General features: G+C 53.9%; 24 protein-coding genes. 13 read left to right on the plus strand and 11 right to left on the minus strand.

Features of this window, described 5'->3' with window-relative positions; translation table 11 throughout:
- The first annotated feature begins 1 nt into the window (after position 1).
- From F7R27_RS04135 to F7R27_RS04150, 4 genes are read left to right on the plus strand one after another with little or no spacing between them, the layout of a single operon-like run.
- Positions 2 to 610, plus strand: coding sequence for a Maf family protein (locus F7R27_RS04135; protein WP_151702953.1), 609 nt, complete (start codon positions 2 to 4; stop codon positions 608 to 610).
- Between the two features lie 29 nt (positions 611 to 639).
- Positions 640 to 2,115 carry a ribonuclease G gene (rng, locus tag F7R27_RS04140; RefSeq protein WP_151702954.1) on the plus strand — a complete coding sequence of 492 codons (1,476 nt, stop codon included), beginning with the start codon at positions 640 to 642 and terminating at the stop codon, positions 2,113 to 2,115.
- An 11-nt stretch (positions 2,116 to 2,126) separates the two neighbouring features.
- Positions 2,127 to 5,900, plus strand: coding sequence for a YhdP family protein (locus F7R27_RS04145; RefSeq protein WP_151702955.1), 3,774 nt, complete (start codon positions 2,127 to 2,129; stop codon positions 5,898 to 5,900).
- A 3-nt stretch (positions 5,901 to 5,903) separates the two neighbouring features.
- Positions 5,904 to 6,728, plus strand: a complete 825-nt coding sequence (locus F7R27_RS04150) for a carbon-nitrogen hydrolase family protein (RefSeq protein WP_151702956.1) — start codon at positions 5,904 to 5,906, stop codon at positions 6,726 to 6,728.
- An 8-nt stretch (positions 6,729 to 6,736) separates the two neighbouring features.
- On the opposite strand, the gene yjgA is transcribed toward F7R27_RS04150, so the two are convergent.
- From yjgA to F7R27_RS04205, 11 genes are read right to left on the minus strand one after another with little or no spacing between them, the layout of a single operon-like run.
- Positions 6,737 to 7,282, minus strand: coding sequence for a ribosome biogenesis factor YjgA (gene yjgA / locus F7R27_RS04155; protein ID WP_151702957.1), 546 nt, complete (start codon positions 7,280 to 7,282; stop codon positions 6,737 to 6,739).
- 17 nt (positions 7,283 to 7,299) lie between these two features.
- Positions 7,300 to 7,569: an HPr family phosphocarrier protein gene (locus F7R27_RS04160; RefSeq protein WP_151702958.1), complete on the minus strand. Its 270-nt coding sequence runs from the start codon at positions 7,567 to 7,569 to the stop codon at positions 7,300 to 7,302.
- Positions 7,570 to 7,600: 31 nt separating this feature from the next.
- Positions 7,601 to 8,458 (minus strand): RNase adapter RapZ, encoded by an 858-nt coding sequence (rapZ, locus tag F7R27_RS04165; protein WP_151702959.1) that lies wholly within the window; start codon positions 8,456 to 8,458, stop codon positions 7,601 to 7,603.
- 3 nt (positions 8,459 to 8,461) lie between these two features.
- The gene (locus tag F7R27_RS04170) at positions 8,462 to 8,926 is read right to left on the minus strand and encodes a PTS sugar transporter subunit IIA (protein ID WP_151702960.1); all 465 of its coding nucleotides are present in this window, start codon (positions 8,924 to 8,926) and stop codon (positions 8,462 to 8,464) included.
- A gap of 28 nt (positions 8,927 to 8,954) precedes the next feature.
- Positions 8,955 to 9,245: a ribosome hibernation promoting factor gene (gene hpf / locus F7R27_RS04175; protein ID WP_151702961.1), complete on the minus strand. Its 291-nt coding sequence runs from the start codon at positions 9,243 to 9,245 to the stop codon at positions 8,955 to 8,957.
- A 54-nt stretch (positions 9,246 to 9,299) separates the two neighbouring features.
- A complete protein-coding gene (locus F7R27_RS04180; RefSeq protein ID WP_151702962.1) occupies positions 9,300 to 10,880 on the minus strand; it encodes an RNA polymerase factor sigma-54 in 1,581 nt (526 codons plus the stop codon).
- A gap of 43 nt (positions 10,881 to 10,923) precedes the next feature.
- Positions 10,924 to 11,649, minus strand: coding sequence for an LPS export ABC transporter ATP-binding protein (gene lptB / locus F7R27_RS04185; RefSeq protein ID WP_151702963.1), 726 nt, complete (start codon positions 11,647 to 11,649; stop codon positions 10,924 to 10,926).
- Between the two features lie 2 nt (positions 11,650 to 11,651).
- Positions 11,652 to 12,164, minus strand: coding sequence for a lipopolysaccharide transport periplasmic protein LptA (gene lptA, locus F7R27_RS04190; protein ID WP_151702964.1), 513 nt, complete (start codon positions 12,162 to 12,164; stop codon positions 11,652 to 11,654).
- Positions 12,151 to 12,717 carry an LPS export ABC transporter periplasmic protein LptC gene (lptC, locus tag F7R27_RS04195; RefSeq protein ID WP_151702965.1) on the minus strand — a complete coding sequence of 189 codons (567 nt, stop codon included), beginning with the start codon at positions 12,715 to 12,717 and terminating at the stop codon, positions 12,151 to 12,153. Before lptC ends, lptA begins: the two co-directional genes overlap by 14 nt.
- Positions 12,718 to 13,254, minus strand: a complete 537-nt coding sequence (locus F7R27_RS04200; RefSeq protein WP_151702966.1) for a KdsC family phosphatase — start codon at positions 13,252 to 13,254, stop codon at positions 12,718 to 12,720.
- Entirely contained in the window at positions 13,254 to 14,225 is a 972-nt protein-coding gene (locus F7R27_RS04205; protein WP_151702967.1) for a KpsF/GutQ family sugar-phosphate isomerase, read from the minus strand. The genes F7R27_RS04200 and F7R27_RS04205 overlap by 1 nt, the downstream gene beginning before the upstream one ends.
- Positions 14,226 to 14,612: 387 nt before the next feature.
- Between F7R27_RS04205 and F7R27_RS04210 the strand changes: the two genes are divergently transcribed.
- The 9 genes from F7R27_RS04210 (at position 14,613) to hisD (ending at position 21,208) form a co-directional block, all read left to right on the plus strand.
- Complete coding sequence (locus F7R27_RS04210) at positions 14,613 to 15,422, plus strand: ATP-binding cassette domain-containing protein (protein ID WP_151702968.1); 810 nt, start codon at positions 14,613 to 14,615, stop codon at positions 15,420 to 15,422.
- A complete protein-coding gene (gene mlaE, locus F7R27_RS04215) occupies positions 15,419 to 16,201 on the plus strand; it encodes a lipid asymmetry maintenance ABC transporter permease subunit MlaE (RefSeq protein WP_151702969.1) in 783 nt (260 codons plus the stop codon). Before F7R27_RS04210 ends, mlaE begins: the two co-directional genes overlap by 4 nt.
- A gap of 2 nt (positions 16,202 to 16,203) precedes the next feature.
- A complete protein-coding gene (gene mlaD, locus F7R27_RS04220) occupies positions 16,204 to 16,662 on the plus strand; it encodes an outer membrane lipid asymmetry maintenance protein MlaD (protein ID WP_151702970.1) in 459 nt (152 codons plus the stop codon).
- A gap of 4 nt (positions 16,663 to 16,666) precedes the next feature.
- On the plus strand, positions 16,667 to 17,323 hold the full coding sequence (locus F7R27_RS04225) for an MlaC/ttg2D family ABC transporter substrate-binding protein (protein ID WP_151702971.1): 657 nt from the start codon (positions 16,667 to 16,669) through the stop codon (positions 17,321 to 17,323).
- Positions 17,310 to 17,603: an STAS domain-containing protein gene (locus tag F7R27_RS04230; protein ID WP_168927420.1), complete on the plus strand. Its 294-nt coding sequence runs from the start codon at positions 17,310 to 17,312 to the stop codon at positions 17,601 to 17,603. Before F7R27_RS04225 ends, F7R27_RS04230 begins: the two co-directional genes overlap by 14 nt.
- A 102-nt stretch (positions 17,604 to 17,705) precedes the next feature.
- On the plus strand, positions 17,706 to 17,945 hold the full coding sequence (locus tag F7R27_RS04235; protein ID WP_151702973.1) for a BolA family protein: 240 nt from the start codon (positions 17,706 to 17,708) through the stop codon (positions 17,943 to 17,945).
- Positions 17,946 to 17,969: 24 nt separating this feature from the next.
- Positions 17,970 to 19,232, plus strand: a complete 1,263-nt coding sequence (murA, locus tag F7R27_RS04240) for a UDP-N-acetylglucosamine 1-carboxyvinyltransferase (RefSeq protein WP_151702974.1) — start codon at positions 17,970 to 17,972, stop codon at positions 19,230 to 19,232.
- A gap of 19 nt (positions 19,233 to 19,251) precedes the next feature.
- Complete coding sequence (hisG, locus tag F7R27_RS04245) at positions 19,252 to 19,896, plus strand: ATP phosphoribosyltransferase (protein ID WP_151702975.1); 645 nt, start codon at positions 19,252 to 19,254, stop codon at positions 19,894 to 19,896.
- A gap of 1 nt (position 19,897) precedes the next feature.
- Positions 19,898 to 21,208 (plus strand): histidinol dehydrogenase, encoded by a 1,311-nt coding sequence (gene hisD, locus F7R27_RS04250; protein WP_151702976.1) that lies wholly within the window; start codon positions 19,898 to 19,900, stop codon positions 21,206 to 21,208.
- Positions 21,209 to 21,216: the final 8 nt, after the last annotated feature.

Below are 21,216 nucleotides of genomic sequence, written 5' to 3' on the forward strand. Positions count from 1 at the left end.
CATGAGTAGTAAGAGTGAACCTCGACTGGTGCTGGCATCAGCTTCTCCTCGCCGCAGTGAACTTCTGACGCAGATAGGTGTTAAACACCATAAGATGGCGGTGGACATCTGTGAAGATAAGTTGCCGGATGAGACTGCCATGCAGTATGTTGAACGTCTGGCCAGAGAAAAGGCTGAAGCCGGTTTTAAGCTGGCGGGTTCGGATCTGCCAGCTCTGGGATCAGATACCAGTGTCGTGGTTGATGGATTGGTGCTGGGCAAACCGGTTGATGAGCAGGATGCCGTGTCGATGCTGATGCGACTGTCTGGCAGAGTGCATCAGGTGATGACGGCGGTGGCAGTCTGTGATGCTCAGCTTTGCATCAGTCAGGTGGTTACGACAGATGTCACCTTTGTGAACCTGACCCAGGCGCAGTGTCGTCGCTACTGGCAGACATCGGAACCTTGTGACAAGGCAGGAGCCTACGGTATTCAGGGGCTGGGTGCTGTCTTTGTTGCATCTATTTCAGGCAGTTATTCTGCTGTGGTCGGATTGCCACTGATGGAAACAGCGAGCCTGCTGGCTGAATTTGCCGTGCCGGTCTGGACGACACCTGACACTACGCATTAATCTGCCCGACAGGCAGTAAGGAAAACAGAATGGCAGATGAGATTCTGATCAACTTCACGCCGATGGAAACTCGCGTGGCAGTGATAGAAAATGGCATGCCTCAGGAGGTTTATGTTGAGCGGGTCAGCCGGCGGGGCATAGTCGGTAATATTTACAAGGGTAAAATTGTGCGAGTGTTGCCGGGAATGCAGGCGGCATTTGTCGATATCGGGCTGGAACGTGCTGCCTTTATCCCTGTTGATGAGGTAATGGACCAGAACCTGCCGGCAGCTTCGCGTACAGGCGTTTCCATCGCACAGCTGCTGCGCGAAGGCGATACGCTGCTGGTACAGGTCACGAAAGACCCTATCGGTACCAAGGGCGCCAGACTGACCACGCATATTTCGGTACCCTCACGCTATCTTGTCCTGATGCCGGGCAATTCACATATCGGCATCTCTCAGCGCATTGAAGATTCGGCAGAGCGTGAGCGTCTGCGCACGGCGCTTGAATCTATTCTGAACGTCGAGGGTCAGGGGCTGGTTGATGAGAATGGCTTTATTCTGCGCACGGTGGCGGAAGGGATCAGCGAGGCTGAACTGAAGGCCGATCTGGATTTTCTGCGCAGACTCTGGGTCAAGGTTGATGAGCGGATCGGTAAATTGAAGGCTCCTGCCATCGTCTATGAAGATCTGCCGTTGCATATGCGTGCGCTCAGAGATATGGCGCATAGTGGTGTCGAGCGGATACGTATTGATTCAAAGGAGACCTACCAGCGCGCAGTAGATTTTGCACAGTCTCTGGTACCTGAAATTCGCGACAAGCTGGAATACTATCCAGGTGAGCGCCCGCTGTTTGACATGTTCAGTGTTGAAGAGGAGATGCAGCGTGCGCTGGGGCGCAAGGTCGAGCTGAAATCCGGCGGCCATCTGATTTTCGATCAGACCGAAGCGATGACTACCGTTGATGTGAATACGGGTGCGTTTGTCGGTCATCGCAATCTGGAAGAGACTATTTTCAAGACCAACCTTGAGGCTGCCACTGCGATTGGGCGCCAGCTCAGGTTGCGTAATCTGGGTGGTATTATCATTATCGACTTTATCGATATGGAAGACCCGGATCATCAGCGCCAGGTGCAGCGAACGCTGGAACGGATGCTGGAGAAGGACCATGCCAAGTGCAAGGTGACTTCCGTGTCGGACCTGGGGCTGGTCGAGATGACGCGTAAACGAACCCGGGAGAGTCTGGAGCAGGTGCTGTGTGAGCCTTGCCCCATGTGCCAGGGACGTGGTTCGATTAAAACCCCTGAGACTGTTGCCTATGAGATTTTTCGTGAAATTCTGCGCCAGCATCGTGCCTATGAGGCCGACAGCTATCTGGTGCTGGCAGCTGAGCTGGTGGTGGACTATATGCTGGATGATGCCTCCAGCCATGTGGCTGAGCTTGAATCCTTTATCTCCAAAACCATTCGCTTTCAGGTTGAGAGCATGTACAACCCAGAGCACTTTGACGTTGTGCTGCGCTGACGGAGTCGTTGATGCGACAGGTTGCTAGTCGCCTGCTCTGGCTGCTGCTTATCCTGGGGCTGCTGATTGCTCTGTTGTTGGTGGTGGTTAGAATAGCGCTGCCTCAGGCAGATATTTACAAGGATGTTCTGGCCCAGAAAGTCAGTGATCATCTGGGTATGAGTGTGACTATCGGCGCGATCGCTGGAGAGCTGGAGGGCCTGAATCCCGGTTTTACCCTGACAGATATCTCGATCGACAGTTTGTCACCAGAGCAGGCTCAGATTTCACTGATTGTCAGTGAACTGGATCTTAAACTCGACTTCTGGCGCAGTATAAAGTCCAGGGCGCCCGTATTTGAATTTCTCAACCTGTCAGAAACGGATCTGAGGTGGCAGGAGAAGCATGGACGCTGGTTACCGGACGGCGAGGCGAGTGAGGAAGAGAGTCTGCAGCCCTTGCTCAGGTTTCTTCTTCAGCAACCATCCATAACGGTGGAAAATCTGCATATTGGGTTGCAACCTGAACAGGGGAATCTGCAACTGATATCCCCGGTTAATGCACGTTTTGAGAGTACTGAGCATGAGTTTCAGGTCAGTGGCTCGATGCATATGCCGCTGCTGGGCAGTAACAATCAGATACGATTTGCATTGCAGGGTGGTGATGTTCCTCTTTCTGATCCTTTGCAGGGTGATCTCTCCTTCTATGTGAGTACGGATGCCTTAGGGCCTGAATTACTGCAGCTGTTTCCTCTCCCGGTCACTGTGAATGAACTCTCTCTGCAGACTGAGATCTGGGGTGACTGGCGCCATGGCCGGTTGAGCCACCTGCTGGGCAATATCACGCTCGACAGACTGGAGCTGGACCTGGTGGATATGCCCGGAATTCAGAAAGCGGGCATGCAGATTGCCTTGATTCCTTCCGGCAGTGAACATCAATTGCAGATCAAGGATCTGGTGTTGCATAGTGGAGGTGCTGCGTTCAACTTGCCACTGCTGGTGGCTGATATTGGTCTGCATGAAGAGTCACCGGCTCTGCATCATATCGGCATTCCGATGCTGGATCTTGGGGCAGTCCATCACTGGTTGCAGTTCCAGCCATTTTTGCCGCCCTTCCTGGATGACTTGCTGCTGACACTGGCACCTGAGGGAATACTGCGTAATATCAGGCTCGACTGGGACGACCCTGCTGATCTGATGAGCCTGAAGCTGGATGCTGATCTGGAAAACCTTGGTCTGTCTGCCTGGGATGAAGCACCGGCTGTCAGTGGTATCAATGGACGGCTGAAGGCCACCCTGACCGAGGGCGAGATTTACCTGCGCAGTGACGACTTCACCCTTTATTTCCCCGAACTCTATCCAGAGGGGTGGCGCTACGATAGTGCCGGTGGTGTGGTTAACTGGCGGATCGATGAAGAGGGGGTCAAGGTAGGCAGCGGACTCCTGCGGCTGGCGGATGAGTATGTCAGCGGCGCGGGTCGATTCAGCATGGTAGTGCCTTTTGATAATCAGGAGCAGACTGAGCTGACCCTGATGATCGGCATGACCGGCAGTGACGCTCTGCAGACAGAGCGTTATACCCCTTTGCAGGAGGTGGGAGAAGAGCTTCATGCCTGGCTGGCGGAGTCGATCATGGGCGGTCATCTGAATCAGGGTGGCTTGTTGATTCATGGCGGCACGCGTAGATCTGCATCCCCCTCTCCGATGACTGTTCAGCTGTTTTTTGATATCGATCAGGCTGAATTCTCTTACCAGCCCGGGTGGCCGGCTGTTGAGGAGGGCGATCTGTTCATGCAACTGTACAATGATACGATGCGGATCGATATTCGTTCAGGCAGGATTCGGGATACGAAAATTCACTCCGGCTGGGTCTATCTTCCCAGTGGTTCCGATCGTGTACACATCGCTGCGCAGCTTGAGGGCCCTGCCGGGGATCTTGAGTACTTTCTGAAACAGACACCTCTGCGTGATGAGATAGGCAACCCGCTTGATGAGTGGTCCCTGTCGGGTGAGTTGCAGACACAGCTGAATCTGCAGATACCCTTGAATGGTCGTGATAATCCCGAAATAGATGCAGTATCTCAGGTGACATCGGGTCGTCTGGTATCAGAGCAGCAACGGCTCGATCTGAGCGAATTGAAAGGTGAGCTAACCTACAGTACTCAGCGTGGTCTACATGCTGAAGGGTTGGAAGGTCGCCTGTTTGGTGAGCGAATCCGCGGCAGTATTGATACTGAGGGTGATCAACTGGGAATCAGTCTGACCGGGCGTATTGACCCCGCGCGTATGCGTGAATGGACGGATGTCAGTTTGCTGCAGTTAATGACCGGAGTGACCGACTACCACGCCCGGCTGCTGGTGTGTCCACAGCAACCGGATTGTTCGCGCTTGAGTATCAATACGCTGCTGCAGGGTGTGGCAGTGGATCTGCCGGCGCCTTATGGCAAGCCCTCAGACACGGAGCGGCTGTTGGAGCTGTCGATACTGCTGGATCGTGATGAGCTGATGTTCAGCTATAGTGATCAGTTGCATGGTGTTTTTGATCTGCAGATGCCCTTGCGCGGACATGTTCATCTGGGGACTGACGGTGTGACCTTGCCGGCAGGTCCGGGAATAGTAGTGGATGGACAGATAGAGTACCTGTCAGAGCCTGTGATCAGATCCTTTTTGTCATCTTTCACAGATGCGGCTGATGTGGAGGCTAGCCATGCGGTTCTGAGCCGTCTGGCGCTGAAAATCGGGCGCTTCGAGGCACGAGGTGTCTCGATAGATGATCTCGTCCTGGTGCTGAGGCCTGCGCTGGGTGGTGGTTGGCAACTTCAGCTGGCAGCACCCAATATGACGGGGCAGTTGTCTATACCAGAACATGATGGGCAGCTCTGGCGCCTGGATCTGGCACACTTTGCCCTGGTGGAGGGCATGCTGAGCGGTAAGGAAGAGGGCGTGCAGCCTGTGACTCCACTGTCGCCCGCAGATATTCCTGCCCTGGATATTCACGTCGCTGATCTGATAATTGGACAGAAGCCGATGGGCGAGTGGCGTTTGTCGCTCAGACCTGAGCGGGACCGGGTTGCGGTCAGGGGTATTGAAGGTGATCTACAACAGGTTCAGGTCAGGGGTGAGGCGACCTGGCACACTGGCAGCAGATCGAATACGGGGCTGACGCTGCGTATTGAGGGTGCCGATATCGGTGATGTGCTGGAGCGTTGGGGGTATGGCAGAGCGATTGAGACGGAGCGGATTAACTCGGATATCCAGCTAGACTGGTCGGGAGCGCCCTGGGACTTTGAGTTGGCCCGCTTGTCGGGCGAGGTTACGCTGAATGCCGTCAATGGCCGGTTGATTGAGTCGGGCAACAGTGCAAATTTCCTGCGAGTTTTCGGCATTCTGAATCTGAATACTCTGTCCAGACGCTTACGCCTCGATTTCAGTGATCTGCTCAAGCGAGGAGTGGTATTTGATCAATTAACGGCTGATTACCGATTGGAACAGGGAATTGCACATACGCGCGCCCCGCTTCAGTTGACTGGGCCATCTGCGGTGATGGGGCTTGAAGGGTCGCTGGATCTGATCAATGAAACCGTAGATAAATCGATTGAAGTGCTGTTGCCGGTAAGCAGTAACCTGACTATTGGTGCCGCTTTGCTTGGGGCACCTCATGTGGCTGGTGCTCTGTTTATCATAGACAGAATTACAGGTGGAAGCCTTGAGAAACTGACGGCTATCCGCTATACCCTGACAGGTGACTGGGGAGATCCACAGATCCAGTTGATTACTCAGGAAGTTGATCACGCGATCGGGGGGTGAGTCATGAAAGCAGGTGTCATTCAGATGGTATCTGGTGCCGAGCTGGAGCAGAACCTGAGCCAGGCAGAAAGGCTGATAGCTGAAGCTGCCCAGGCGGAGTGTACGCTGGCGCTATTGCCGGAGAATTTTGCCATCTTTGACAGTCGGCAGATGCGCTCTGTTGCCGAGCTGGAGGATACAAAAGGCAGGCTGACCGAGTTTCTCATCCACTGCGCCAGGGTTTATGGTCTCTGGCTGGTGGGAGGGAGTATTCCGGCACTGCGCAATGAGTCCAATGAAGCGCTCGACCGGGGGCGGGTACGCAGCCGCAGCCTGGTGGTGGATAGTGATGGTGAGATCTGCTGCAGTTATGACAAACGCCATCTGTTTGATGTCGATGTGGGAGATGCACAGCAGGTGTATCGTGAATCCGACTGGATTGAGCCGGGTGGTGATGAGGTTCAGGTAGTTGATACACCTGTTGGACGACTGGGGTTGAGCATCTGCTATGACCTGCGCTTTCCTGAGCATTATCAACGCCTGTTGGCTGCCGGTGCTCAGGTGATCAGTGTACCCTCTGCATTCACCTGGAAAACAGGCAAGGCACACTGGAAACTGTTGTTGCGGGCACGTGCCTGCGAAACCCAGTGCTATGTACTGGGAGCCAACCAGGGTGGGCGCCACAGTGAAACACGTGAGACCTGGGGACATTCGATGATTGTAGATCCCTGGGGGAAAGTGATCTCCAGCTGTAAACGGGGGGCTGCGCTTGTTACGGCGGATATCGATCTTGATTACCTGACCGATATCAGGCAACGCATGCCGGTGCGGCAACACCGGCGTGACTGATCCCGGACTCAGCTTTCCAGAGTATCATCTTCCAGTTCGTCCATCTCGCGCAGGTAACGAAATAGCTTGCGCGCATGTGCTGGTGGCTTCTGCTGCTCTCTTTCACGCTGGGCATTTCGGATCAACTGCCTGAGATGTTGGATATCACACTCGGGATAGGTCTCGATAAACGACTGCACAGTATTATTATCACCTGTAATAAGGCGTTCACGCCAGTTTTCCAGAGCATGAAACCGCTGGTTATGAGCCTGAGTGGAGGCATCAAACAGGTCCACAGCGGCCTGAATCGCTTCGCTGTCTTCGGTGCGCAGCAGCTTACCCAGATACTGCATATGCCGTTTCAGCGCGATATGAGAGCTGATACGCCTGCTCTCTTCAACCGCACGGCGCATATGTTCGCTCATCGGTACTTTCGCCAGTTGGTCAGGGCGCAGTTCAGACAACTGCTTGCCCAGCTCCTGAAGCGCATGCATCTGACGCTTGATCTCCGATTTACTGATCTCTTCGATATCGTCATGTTCGAGCTGTTCGTGTCCTGCCTTGCGTTTAATCATCAGTCATTTTTCCAGAATTATTCAGCTTCGTCGAAGCGGTTGTTGATCAATGTTTCCAACGCTTCGATCGCCAGTTGTTCATCCTCTCCATCAAGGTGAAAAATCAGCTCTGTACCCTGACTGGCCGCCAGCATCATCACCGCCATGATGCTCTTGCAGTCTGCAACTCGTCCAGCTTTCTCGACTTTTATGTCACAGGCATATTGGCTGGCAGTAGCCGTCAGCTTGGCGGCAGCTCGCGCGTGCAGGCCCAGCTTGTTAATGATGGTCAGGGAGGTTTTGATCATGTTGCTGTAGGGTTCTCTGGCTTGTCGGTGATCAGGTCAGTTCGCGGTGGCGTACCTGCACATTATCCATATGCTGACTGAAATGACCAGCAAGAGACTCGGCTATATACACGGAACGGTGTTGGCCACCGGTGCAGCCTATGCCGATGGTGAGGTAGCTGCGGTTGTCACGCGAGAAGCGCGGGATCCATTTTTCCAGGAAGCCGCGCAGATCATTCAGCATCTCCCGTACCTCTTCAGACTGCTCAAGGAATGTCTTGATCTCGGGGTCTCGGCCAGAATACTGGCGCAGCTCGGGTATCCAGTAGGGGTTCGGGAGAGCGCGAACATCAAAGGTGAAATCTACATCCAGCGGCAAACCATGCTTGAAGCCAAAGGATTGAAACTGAAGAGAAAGTGACTGCTCGGGTCTCTGGGCAACGCGCAGCTTGATAGTGTCGCGCAGTTCATAGAGTGTCAGTCTGGAGGTATCTATCCGGATGTCAGCCAGGCTGGCAATCGGCTCAAGCAGCAGTCGCTCCCTTTCGATCGCCTCCTTCAGGCCTGCACCACTGCTGGTCAGGGGGTGCTTGCGTCGTGTGGCATTGAAGCGTTTGAGCAAGGTGGCTTCAGCAGCATCAAGATAGATGACTTCGCTGCTGAGATCCGCAATCTGACTGATGTCGCGCAGAATATCCGGCACCTGACGCAGGTTGCTGACCAGGTTACGGGCATCAATACTGACAGCCAGACGCTCTGGACGATCAGGTGCCTGCAGCATCTGGTGGATGAGTTCGGGCAGGAGCAGGGCGGGAAGATTGTCGATACAGTAAAAATCGATATCTTCCAGTGCCTGCAGGGCGGTACTTTTACCCGAGCCGGAACGGCCGCTGAGGACGACCAGTTTCATCCGCTAACTCCCGTTACCCGAGATAGCCACAAGAGCCTTATAAAGCGAATGGCTGTCGGTACAGTTACGCAGCGTTTCGCGTACGTCACTGTTGCTGAAAAGTTCGGCAATGCTGGCCAGGGTCTGAAGATGCTGAGCGGCTTCATTTTCCGGTACCAGCAGGCAGCACAGCAGATCAACCGGGCGGTTGTCGATGGCATCAAAGTCTATAGGCTGCTCGAGTGTTATCAGAAGCGCCAGAGCCTGCTCACAACCGGGAAGGCGGCAGTGTGGAATTGCCACACCATCACCTATCCCGGTGCTACCGAGTCTTTCGCGATTAAGCAGTCCACTGAAGATGTCTTCAGTTTCAAGCCCTTCGACCTGGTCAGCAAGGGTGTCGCTGGCCAGTTCGAGGACTCGTTTCTTGCTGGCCGCATCCATGTGGCATAGTGTTCTGGATTCGGTCAGCAGCTCGGAGATATGCATAGGTTAATATCGGTCGTTGGTTAATGGATTATTTGAAAGACTTCATTTTTTCCTTGTGCTTGATAATCTGCCGATCAAGTTTATCAACCAGCCCATCAATTGCCGCGTACATGTCATCCTGTTCGTCTGTTGCAAACAACTCACCTCCGGCAAGGTGAACATCAGCCTCCGCTTTCTGGCGCGTTTTTTCAACCGTAAGGATAACCTGTACATTGGTAATGTTATCGAAGTGGCGCTCCAGCTTTTCAAATTTCGTATGCACGTATGCGGTCAGTGAATCAGTCAGTTCCACATGATGGCCAGTGATATTTATCTGCATAAGGCTTCTCCTTGTTATCAGGCACGATAAGGGTTGTTCTGTGCCTGTTTGTTATTAAAGCAAACGCTTGCGCTCATTAGAAGGTGGTATGTTCAGCGCTTCGCGATATTTTGCGATAGTGCGCCTTGCCACGTTAATGCCCTGCTCTTTCAGTAGCTGAGCAATCTTGTTATCGCTCAGAGGTTTTGCACTGTTTTCACCTGCAACCAGTTTTTTGATCAGGGCACGAATGGCGGTGGAGGATGCCCCTTCACCGTCTGCAGTCGTGACCTGACTGGAAAAGAAATACTTGAGCTCAAAGATGCCGCGTGGCGTATGGATGAATTTTTGTGTGGTGACCCTGGAAATGGTGGATTCATGCATGGAAACAGCTTCCGCAATATCGTGTAGCACCATGGGCTTCATTGCCTCCTCGCCGAAATCCAGAAACTCCCGCTGTCGTTCTACAATCTCGCTGGCCACCTTAAGCAGAGTATCATTTCGGCTGAGAAGGCTTTTCAGGAACCAGCGTGCTTCCTGTAGATGACTTTTAAGATAGTTGTTATCGGCGCTGTTGTCAGCCCTGCGGATCAAATCAGCATATTGAGTGTTGATGCGAAGCTTTGGTGAGGTGTCGGGATTCAGAGTCACAATCCACTCGTCACGGTGCTTGCTGACAATCACATCAGGGATCACATATTCAGACTGGCTGGAGATGATACTGGAGCCCGGGCGCGGGTTCAGTGACTGAATCAGTGAAATGATCGACTGCAGATCTTCTTCCTTGACGCGCAGTTTGCGCATCAGGCTGCGATAGTCGTGGCTGGCCAGCAGCTGCAGATGGTCAGAGGCCAGCTTTATGGCTTCTTTGCACCAGGGTAAAGCCGTGCCAAACTGTTTGAGCTGGATGATCAGGCACTCGCTGAGATCCCGAGCCGCCACGCCTGGTGGGTCGAACTGCTGTACGCGGTGCAGAACCGCTTCTATCTCATCCAGTTCGGCATCACTGAAATACTCTGGCTCCTGCTCCTTGAACTGCTCCAGCAGCTCTTCGGTCGATACTTTCAGGTAGCCATCCGTATCGATACCATCAATGATCGCCTCTGCGACCATGCGATCGGTATCGCTCATGGGTGTCAGATTGAGTTGCCAGTGCAGATGGTCCTGCAGCGTATCTTCGCGGGTATCATTTTCATTATCCGGCCAGTCGTCGGAAGAGGAGGAACCGCTCTGCTGCTGGAAGGTGTCGTCCCAGCTGCTGTCTGTAGCCAGCTCAGAGGGTATCTGTTCACTCCACTCACTGTCGGTATCCGGTCCGTCGAAGTTGTCTTCATTCTCGGGTTGGCGTTCATTATCGCTCGTGCTGGCCTTGTCGGCATTACCGGATAGCTGAAACTCGTCCTTATCTTCGAAACTTTTGCTGTCATAGCTGTCTTCATGCGCATCTTCATAAGAGGCTTCGTAGGCCTCCTCAATCGATACGACCTCTGGCTCATGCTCCTCTTCGCTGACCTCCAGAAGTGGATTATTTTCCAGCGCCTGCTGTATCTCCTGCTGCAGATCAAGCGTCGACAGTTGCAACAGTCTGATCGCCTGCTGCAATTGAGGTGTCATCGTGAGATGCTGGCCAATCTTGAGATGTAACGCCTGTTTCATATGCCAGTATTATCACTTGGGGTTAAACGGTGGATAAGGGTCATCATAATCTGAACTGTTCACCCAGATAGGCTGATCTGACTTGCTGATTCGCCATGATTGTCTCAGGATCACCCTCGGCGAGGATAGCTCCTTCACTGACAATATAGGCGCGCTCACAGATATCGAGTGTCTCCCGGACATTATGGTCGGTAATCAGTATCCCGATGCCGCGACTCTGCAGATGACGAATTGTCTGCTTGATATCATTGACCGAGATGGGATCTACGCCGGCAAATGGCTCATCCAGTAATATGAAGGCGGGTTCGGTTGCCAGTGCTCGGGCGATTTCCACGCGTCGTCTTTCACCGCCCGACAGGGACATGCCGGGGCTGTTACGGATCTGTGTGATATGAAACTCCTGCAGTAGTGCTTCAAGCTGCTCCTCACGCATATCCTTGCTCAGATCCTTGCGTGTTTCGAGTATCGCCATCAGATTGTCGCGCACACTGAGCTTTCTGAAAACTGAGGGTTCCTGAGGCAGGTAGCCGACCCCCCGCTGAGCACGATCATGCATCGGCATGCGTGTGATGTCATCCTGATTGATTCGGATATTGCCCTCATCTGCTGGTACCAGGCCGACAATCATGTAAAAACAGGTGGTTTTGCCTGCGCCGTTAGGGCCCAGCAGGCCCACGATTTCGCCCTGATTGATCTTGAGGGAAACATCACGCACAACCTGTCGGCCTTTGTAGCTCTTGGCCAGGTGCAGGGCTTCAAGCAGTGCCATAATCAGTTTCCGCTGTTTCTGGGTTGAATGACCATTTCGACACGCTGGCCACCACTTTCGCTGCCGAAAGCATCCACAATTGCCTGATCCATGTTGTACACGATTCGTTCACCGGTGAAGTTGTCGTTCCCCTGCACAACCCGCGCCTGATTGGTGATGGTGACCTGCTGCTGGGTAACATGGTAATTCATGTTCTGGCCATAGGCCTTGGTCAGAGGCTGGCCTTCGCGGTGCTGCTGATGAAATTCGGCGGGGTTGCCGGTTGAGATGATGCGTTCTATCTCACCGTCGGCCGAACGCCGCAGCTCTACACGATCTCCCAGTAGCAGCATGCTGCCCTGGCGTATCTCGACCCGACCTGTGTAGATGGTGACACCTGTCTGCTCATTCATGCTGGCCTGATCTGCACTGATGTAGATGGGCTCATTCTTGTCGCTTGGCAGGGCGTGTGCAGCCGGAGCCAAGAGAAAGCAGCTGCACAGACACAGTAGTACCACTTGTTTAATGCTTGACATAAATACCTCTTACCTCTGATAGCAGCTCAACACGCCGTTCTCTGAACCATGCCTGCATACCAACGGCATCGGTACGGCTTTGGCCATCTGTAAAGGTGACAGCCGCCTCTGTCGAAGCGAAGTCCAGTGGCGGAAACAGAGCCAGAACGCTGGTTGTCATGATCATGGGTGTGCCTTGTACAGGATTATCAATAACCTGTACATCCCCTGCAAGCTCAATCTTGGTTTCGTCATCCAGCATCCATGCCTCATTTGCTGTGATTTCGAGCAGTGAACCATCTGCCCGAGGCTGGAGCAGGACCGGGCTTGTCAGCTGTGTCTGCTCTAAACCGGGCAGGTGACGAGCCAGAGGGCTGGTGATCTCCTGCTGTAACTGGCCATCAGAACCGTACATCTGTATACGGGCATCGCGGATGAAGAAGTCTACCTCATCCGGCAAGGGCGCCCTGTCTGGCGAGCTATCTGTCGGTATGCCGAAAAAGCCCCAGAACAGGAGCAAGGGTATCATGATCAGCAGAGCCAGCAGAACACGAAGGCGAATCGAGGAGAACACTTAGCGGTACTCCTCGAACAGAGCATTGAGTTTGCCCTGTGCCGCCAGGATGATTTCGCAGAACTCTCGGGCGGCACCCTCTCCACCGCGGCGGCTGGTGCACCAGTCTGCTTCCTGACGCACCAGTGCATGCCCATCGGGGACCGTGGCGCCAAAAGCCACAGTAAGGATGGCAGACAGATCTGGCAGATCGTCGCCTATGTAGGCCGTCGTGGCGGCAGAGTGCCCGGTGCTGGTCCAGATCTCCTTCAGTGCGGTCAGCTTATCTTCACGCCCCTGCATCAGATAGGTGATGCCGAGTGCTCTGGCTCGCAGCTCTACCTGAGGTGAGGTGCGGCCAGTGATGATCGCGGTTTCCAGCCCTGCTTGATGCAGTAGTTTTATACCCAGGCCATCCAGAGTATGGAAGGACTTGATCTCCTGCCCGTTGGCCAGAAAATTAAGCTGACCGTTGGTGAGAATGCCGTCGACATCAAAAGCGACCAGATGAACCGATTTAAGCCGGTTGATCAAGGCTGAAGAGAGGTCATGAGTCATCAGATTACTCCCGCTTTCAGCATGTCATGCATATTGAGTGCGCCTATCGGGACACCCTGCTCATCCGTGACCAGTAATGCGTTGATCTTGCGCTCCTGCATCACTTTGAGTGCCTCGGCGGCCAGGGCGTGGGCCTTTACGGTGGTGCAGCCTACTGTCATGACATCAACGATGGCGGTGTGCTTGAGATCTATCTCCTGATCCAGTGTGCGCCTGAGGTCACCATCTGTAAAGATGCCCTGGAGCACTCCTTTGTCATCTGTGACAGCGGTCATGCCGAGGCGTTTGCGGGTGATCTCCATCAGTGCTTCGCGGATCGGCGTGGACAGGGTTACGCGTGGGATATCGTCACCACTGTGCATGATGTCTTCGACCCTCAGCAGCAGGCGCCGTCCGAGACTACCACCTGGGTGAGAGATGGCAAAATCCTCGGCACTGAAGCCACGGGCTTCAAGCAGTGCAATTGCCAGAGCATCACCCAGTACCAACTGAGCGGTTGTGCTGGAGGTCGGTGCCAGGTTGAGTGGGCAGGCTTCGCGCTCGATAGGGACATGCAGATTGATATCAGCAGTTCTTGCCAGGGTTGAGTCCGGGTTGGAAGTGATACTTATCAGGGGGGCGCCCATGCGCTTGATCAGTGGCAGTATGGTCACGACTTCGGAGGTTTCGCCGGAGTTTGAAATCGCAAGCACGACATCCTGCCCGGTGAACATGCCAAGATCACCATGGCTGGCTTCTCCCGGATGAACAAAGAACGCCGGGCTTCCTGTACTGGCCAGTGTGGCGGCGATCTTGTTGCCGATATGACCTGATTTACCCATACCGGTCACAATGATGCGGCCCTTGCACTGCATCAGTAGCTCGCAGGCATGGATAAAAGTCTCATTCAGGTGGTTCAACAGGAGATCAACCGCTTCCCGTTCAATCTCTATTGTACGCTTACCGGTTTCGAGAAAGTTGAATTCTGTCATGCAGTATCGGCTCGCCTCTCACTTGGCTTGAATCGGCTGCTCCACTGGAGCATTTCTTTAGTGACCGACAAGTTTACCCCAGCTAAGTCTCAGATCGTATCGGATTTGATGAATTCACTCCAATTCGGGTGCTGATCATCTGTGAGTTGAACCTTCAGCTGATAATGACAGTCAACAAATGATGCAATCCCGGTTTTGCCATCTTCAGTTCAGGTTCAGATTCATCTGTCATGCTTTGGCGCCGGTGATTGTGCTGACTGGTAGTGTGTAAACCGTGCTGCATTTTAACTTGAGCCGCCTAATGATATATTGGGCGGCTTTGTTGACAGTGATTGATAGGGTATTGCCAGAATGGAAGCGGAAACCTCACAGGCTGCGGCTCCAGACATGCTCAAAGACATAATTATCGATATCCGGGAACTCACCTTTTCACGTGGTGAGCGTATTATTTTTGATGGTGTGGATATCGCGATACCCCGTGGCAAAGTCACCGCCATCATGGGGCCATCCGGCAGTGGTAAAACAACCCTCCTGAAGCTGATCGGTGGCCAGCTTGCACCGGATCGGGGTCAGGTGCTGCTTGAGGGCAGCAATATCTCGCGCATGGGTCGTAATGAACTGTTCAAGGCTCGCGAGCGCATGGGTATGCTGTTTCAGAGCGGCGCTCTGTTCACAGATATGAGTGTATTCGACAATGTTGCCTTTCCCTTGAGAGTGCACAGTGATCTACCCGATGCAATGATTCGGGATATCGTATTGATGAAGCTGCAGGCTGTCGGTCTGCGTGGTGCGATCCACCTGATGCCCGCGGAGTTGTCTGGTGGCATGGCTCGTCGGGTTGCCCTGGCTCGCGCCATTGCGCTTGACCCGGACATAGTGATGTATGACGAGCCCTTTGCCGGACAGGACCCGATAGCGATGGGGGTGCTGGTGAATCTGATCAAGCGGCTCAATCAGGCATTGGGCCACAGTAGTATCATCGTGTCGCACGATATTCAGGAAACTCTGTCGATTGCCGACTACATCTATATTCTGGCCGACGGCAGGGTGGCCGCGCATGGCACACCAGCCATGCTGCGTGATGTTGATTCAGCGCAGGTTCGTCAGTTTGTGCAGGGATTGCCGGATGGGCCTGTACCTTTCCATTATCCCGCACCTGACTTCATGCAGGATCTGTTGGGTGGGGAGATTAAATGATTGATCGAATACAGCGGCTGGGACACAAAACCCTGTCGAAAGTGGCCGCTTTCGGGCGCTCCGGTCTGATATTGATGCATGCTCTGGTGGCTCGGCCTCAGCCGCTGGTGATGCTTCCATTGCTGATCAAGCAGATCTACTTTGTTGGCGTGTTGTCTCTGGTGATCATCGTCGTGTCCGGCTTGTTTATCGGCATGGTACTGGGGCTTCAGGGTTATACGATCATGGTTGATTATGGATCGGAGCAGGCGGTCGGGCAGATGGTTGCCCTGAGTCTGCTGCGTGAGTTGGCACCGGTCGTGACGGCGCTGCTGTTTGCCGGTCGTGCCGGTTCAGCGCTGACGGCTGAGATAGGCCTGATGAAGGCGACCGAGCAGTTGGCGAGCCTGGAGATGATCGGTGTTGACCCCCTGCGCCGGATCATAGCGCCTCGCTTCTGGGCCGGTTTCATATGCCTGCCGCTTCTGTCGATGATATTTGCCGTGGTCGGAATCTGGGGATCGTCGCTGGTGGCTGTAGACTGGCTGGGGATCTACAGCGGTGCCTACTGGTCAAACATGCAGCAGGCAGTCGATTTTACAGACGATGTTCTCAATGGCGTGGTCAAGGCGGTGGTATTCGGTTTTATCGTGACCTGGGTGGCTGTCTATCAGGGGTATGACTGTATTCCGACATCCGAGGGCATCAGTCAGGCAACAACCCGTACAGTGGTTTACTCCTCCCTTGCTGTACTGGGAGCGGACTTTATTCTTACTGCATTGATGTTTGGAGATCTGTGACAATGCGCATGCGTACAATGGAGATAGGTGTCGGGCTTTTCATGCTTCTTGGCTTTCTGGCTCTGATCGTGCTGGCACTGAATGTAAGTGGTCTGAATCTGACCAGCAAGGGGCAGGGCTACAAGGTCTATGCACACTTTGAAAATATCGGCGGCCTGTCAACACGCGCCCGGGTATCGATGTCGGGTGTCCATATCGGCGAAGTGACTTCGATTCGTCTGGACCCAGACCTTCTGATGGCTGAGGTGGAGATGGAGATCAGGCCTGAGTTCAATTTTCTGAGCGTTGACAGCTCAGCCCAGATACTGACCTCGGGTTTGCTGGGGCAGCAGTATATCGGGATCGTACCGGGTGGTGATGATGAATCCCTCCGGGATGGCAGTTTTATTTATGACACCCAGTCTGCTCTGGTCCTGGAGGATCTGATCGGACGGTTCCTGTTCAATCAAGTAAGCGAGTAGCGGTATGACTAAATATTTATCCCACAAGTTGCTGGTGCTGCTTTTGGCGTTTCTTCCTTTTCAGGTGATGGCAGTTCAGGAGGATTGGAAGGAGGCCAGTGCTGTGATTGAACAGGCCACCGAAAGAATGCTGGCAATGATGAAGGATGAAACGCTTTTGCAGGAAGCAAATCGTGATCAGTTGCTGGGTGAAGTGGAAAATATCGTGGAAGAGGTAATCGACTTCGAGCACTTTGCGCGTCGTGTCATGGGGCGTTATGTCAGAACGGCGACCGATGAAGAGATTCAACGCTTTGCCGATACGATCAAGTCGACGCTGATGCGGACCTACTCCCTGGCCATGGTGGGTTTTGAGGTGCGCAGCTACTCGATTTCACCACCCAGAGCGCCGAGTCCCGAGCCAGGCATGCAGGTGGTCAATGTCACCGTTACTTCAGGTGATGGGCAGAGCTTCGAGCTGCTTTATTACATGCTGAAGCAGGAAAGTGGTTGGAAGCTGGTCAATGTAATGGTTGATGGTATCAACCTGCGTATTACCTTCCGTAATCAGTTTGCCGATATGTATCAGCGCAGCCGCAGCATTGGTGCCGTGATTGACAGCTGGGAAGAGCGGATTGCGGGTGCGGTTGAAGAGGTGCTCAATGGTGATGCCGAAGGTTGAGGTCGGTGACGATCGAGTCTTGAAGCTCAGTGGTGATCTGCTGTTTTCGACTGTGGTCACCCTGCGTGATGAATTGCTGCAGACGATAGCCAGTCAAGGTCAGGGGACGCTGATTCTGGATATGGCGGGTGTGCAGCGTGTTGACAGCTCTGCGCTCTCCTTGTGGCTCTGCTGTCAGAGGCAGGCAAAGAGTAGTGGCGGAGAGGTCACGATTCGCAACCTGCCCAGTGATATGAGGTCGATTGCGGATCTGGTGGGGCTGGATGACTATCTGCATTGATTCCCGATCCGGGGCTGAACAGGCATAATCGCCTTTTCAGCCCTTTTTCGTTATTATGCGTGCCACAGTAATATTGAGTCACAGAGTATTTGGAGTTCTCCCATGCAAGCCCAAGAGGTTAAGCAGATTATCGAAAGTCAGCTGGAAGGCTGTCAGGTCATTACGGCAGGCGAGGGGTGTGATTTTCAGATCACGGTCATAGGTGAGATGTTTGCCGGTCTTTCTCCCGTGAAGAAGCAGCAGCGCGTTTATGCCTGCCTCCAGGATCAGATTGCCAGTGGTGCTATTCATGCCATCACGATTAAAACCTACACGCCTGAACAGTGGCAAGCACTGAACTGAAACCCCTGTCTGTCAGGAATTCCAATGGATAAGTTATTGATCGAAGGTGGTGTGACCCTCAATGGAGAGGTGCGCATCTCCGGTGCCAAGAACTCGGCACTGCCGATTCTGGCAGCATCACTGCTGGCAGATGAGCCAGTGACCATCTGCAATCTGCCACATCTGCACGATATCACCACCATGCTGGAGCTGCTGCGTCGCATGGGGGTTGAGCTGATGGTGGATGCCAAACTCAGCGTCGAGATAGATGCCACGAAGATTCATGATCTGGTTGCACCCTACGACCTGGTGAAAACCATGCGTGCCTCCATTCTGGTGCTGGGGCCGATGCTGGCTCACTTCGGTCAGGCCGAAGTATCCCTGCCGGGTGGCTGCGCCATAGGTTCGCGGCCAGTGGATCTGCATATTCGCGGCCTCGAAGCGATGGGTGCTGATATTCTGGTTGAAAACGGTTATATCCGTGCCAAGGTTGATGGTCGTCTGAAAGGGGCTACGATCTTCTTTGATACAGTGACCGTGACAGGTACCGAGAATATTCTGATGGCGGCAACGCTGGCAGAGGGGCAGTCTATCCTTGAAAATGCTGCGCGTGAACCAGAGGTCGTCGACCTGGCCAATTTCCTGAATGCGATGGGTGCGGATATCCGTGGTGCCGGTACTGACACCATCGTGGTAAACGGCGTGACGTCACTCAAAGGCTGTCGCTTCTCCGTACTGCCGGATCGTATCGAAACCGGAACCTTTCTGGTGGCTGCAGCGGCATCAGGTGGGCGTGTCAAGACCAAGAATACCCGCCCTGACATCCTCGACTCAGTGCTGCAGAAACTGCGTGAAGCAGGGGCCGTCATCACGACAGGTGAGGACTGGATAGAGCTCGATATGCAGGGTCGCCGCCCTAAGGCCGTGAATATCACAACCGCACCTTACCCTGCATTTCCAACAGACATGCAGGCTCAGTTTGCAGCCTTGAATGCGGTGGCGATGGGTGTCGGTATCATCAAGGAAACCATCTTCGAAAACCGTTTCATGCATATGAACGAGATGCGTCGTATGGGTGCGAACATCACGATTGATGGCAATACTGCCGTCATCGAGGGTGTTCGCAAGCTTCAGGGTGCGCCGGTGATGGCAACCGATCTGCGTGCGTCGGCCAGCCTGGTGATTGCCGCGCTGGTGGCAGAAGGCGAAACCCTGATTGATCGTATTTACCACATAGACCGTGGTTATGAGTGTATTGAAGAGAAGCTTCAGCAGTTGGGTGCGCGCATCCGACGAGTACCTGGCTGACATCAGAGACGAGATCCGAATGAAACAACAGCTGACTATTGCTCTGTCCAAGGGCCGTATACTGGAAGAGACGCTGCCACTGCTGGCAGCGGCTGATATCGTACCGGCTGAAGATATCTTCAGCAGTCGCAAGCTGATTTTTGATACCAATCATGCCCATATCAAGCTGCTGGTCATTCGTGCCACTGATGTTCCCACCTATGTCGAATATGGTGGAGCAGATATGGGTGTATCCGGTAAGGATGTGCTGCTGGAGCATGGCGGCAGTGGCTTGTATGAGCCGCTGGATCTCGAAATAGCCTGTTGCAAATTGATGGTAGCGGGGATGGCAGGTGCCAGACCTGTTGATGGGCGCATGCGTGTGGCGACCAAATTCGTCAAGGTGACGCGTGATTATTACGCCCGCCTGGGTGCTCAGGTGGATATCATCAAGCTTTATGGTGCCATGGAGCTGGCTCCGATCATGGGGCTGGCGGATCGCATCGTGGATATTGTGGATACCGGCAATACTCTGCGTGCCAACGGGCTGGAACCGATGGAGCATATTGCCGATATCAGTTCGCGTCTGGTGGTGGGGCAGCCGGCGATGAAAATGAAATATGACCTGATCCAGCCGATACTGGAGAAACTGACAGCAGCCGTTGTGGCCAAGCGAGGTGGTTGAGATGAGTCAGAGCAGCATAACCCGTCTGAATAGCCGACAGAGCGACTTCGACACCCGGCTGAACGAGCTTCTGGCCTGGGAGAGCGTGTCGGATAAGAAGGTCAATCAGATCGTGGAAGAGGTACTGGAGAGGGTCAAGCGTGATGGTGATTCGGCTCTGGTTGAGTACACGAATCGCTTCGATCGCATGCAGGCATCCAGTATGGCTGAACTGGAGATAGGTGCAGACCGTCTGCAGCAGTCTCTTAACGATCTTCCAGCGGATCAGCGTGCTGCGCTGGAACAGGCAGCGGCGCGTATCCGTGATTATCATCAGCGCCAGCTGGGGGAGTCCTGGCAGTATACCGAAGCTGATGGCACCCTGCTGGGGCAGAAGGTCACGCCTATGGATCGTGTCGGGATCTATGTGCCCGGTGGCAAGGCCGCGTATCCCTCCTCGGTACTGATGAATGCCATTCCCGCAAAAGTGGCGGGCGTTGCCGAGATCATCATGGTTGTCCCTACGCCTGATGGCAAGGTGAATGAACTGGTGCTGGCTGCTGCTGCTCTGGCCGGTGTTGATCGTGTGTTTACCCTGGGGGGCGCGCAGGCGGTTGCAGCACTTGCCTATGGTACCGAAACGGTACCCCGCGTTGACAAAATCGTCGGCCCCGGGAATATCTTTGTTGCGACGGCCAAGCGCGCGGTTTTCGGTGCGGTCGGTATCGATATGATTGCCGGTCCGTCGGAAATTCTGGTGATCTGCGATGGTCAGACAGACCCCGACTGGATTGCGATGGATCTCTTTTCTCAGGCTGAACATGATGAAGACGCACAATCGATTCTGATCTCGCCGGACAGTGGCTTTATCGATCGTGTTGAAGCCAGTATCGCTAAGCTGCTGCCTACCATGGAGCGTCGCGAGATTATCGAAGTGTCATTGCGTGAGCGTGGCATGCTGATCGAGGTGGCTGATCTGGACGAAGCGGCAGCCCTGAGCAATCGTATAGCCCCGGAGCATCTGGAGCTGTCTGTGGCTGATCCGCAATCCCTTTTGCCGCAGATCCGTCATGCTGGTGCAATCTTCATGGGGCGTTATACGGCTGAGTCTCTGGGTGATTACTGTGCAGGACCCAACCATGTGTTACCGACATCCGGTACGGCACGTTTCTCATCGCCCCTTGGGGTTTATGATTTCCAGAAGCGCTCTTCGCTGATCATGTTTTCAGCTCAGGGCGCATCCGAGATGGGTAAGGTTGCATCTGTGTTGGCGCGGGGGGAAAGTCTCACTGCGCATGCCCGCTCTGCTGAATACCGGATTCTGGATAAGTGATTCTGGAT

Origin of the sequence: Nitrincola alkalilacustris (assembly GCF_008973755.1) — a bacterium.
In the GTDB taxonomy this organism is placed as follows: Bacteria; Pseudomonadota; Gammaproteobacteria; order Pseudomonadales; family Balneatricaceae; genus Nitrincola; species Nitrincola alkalilacustris.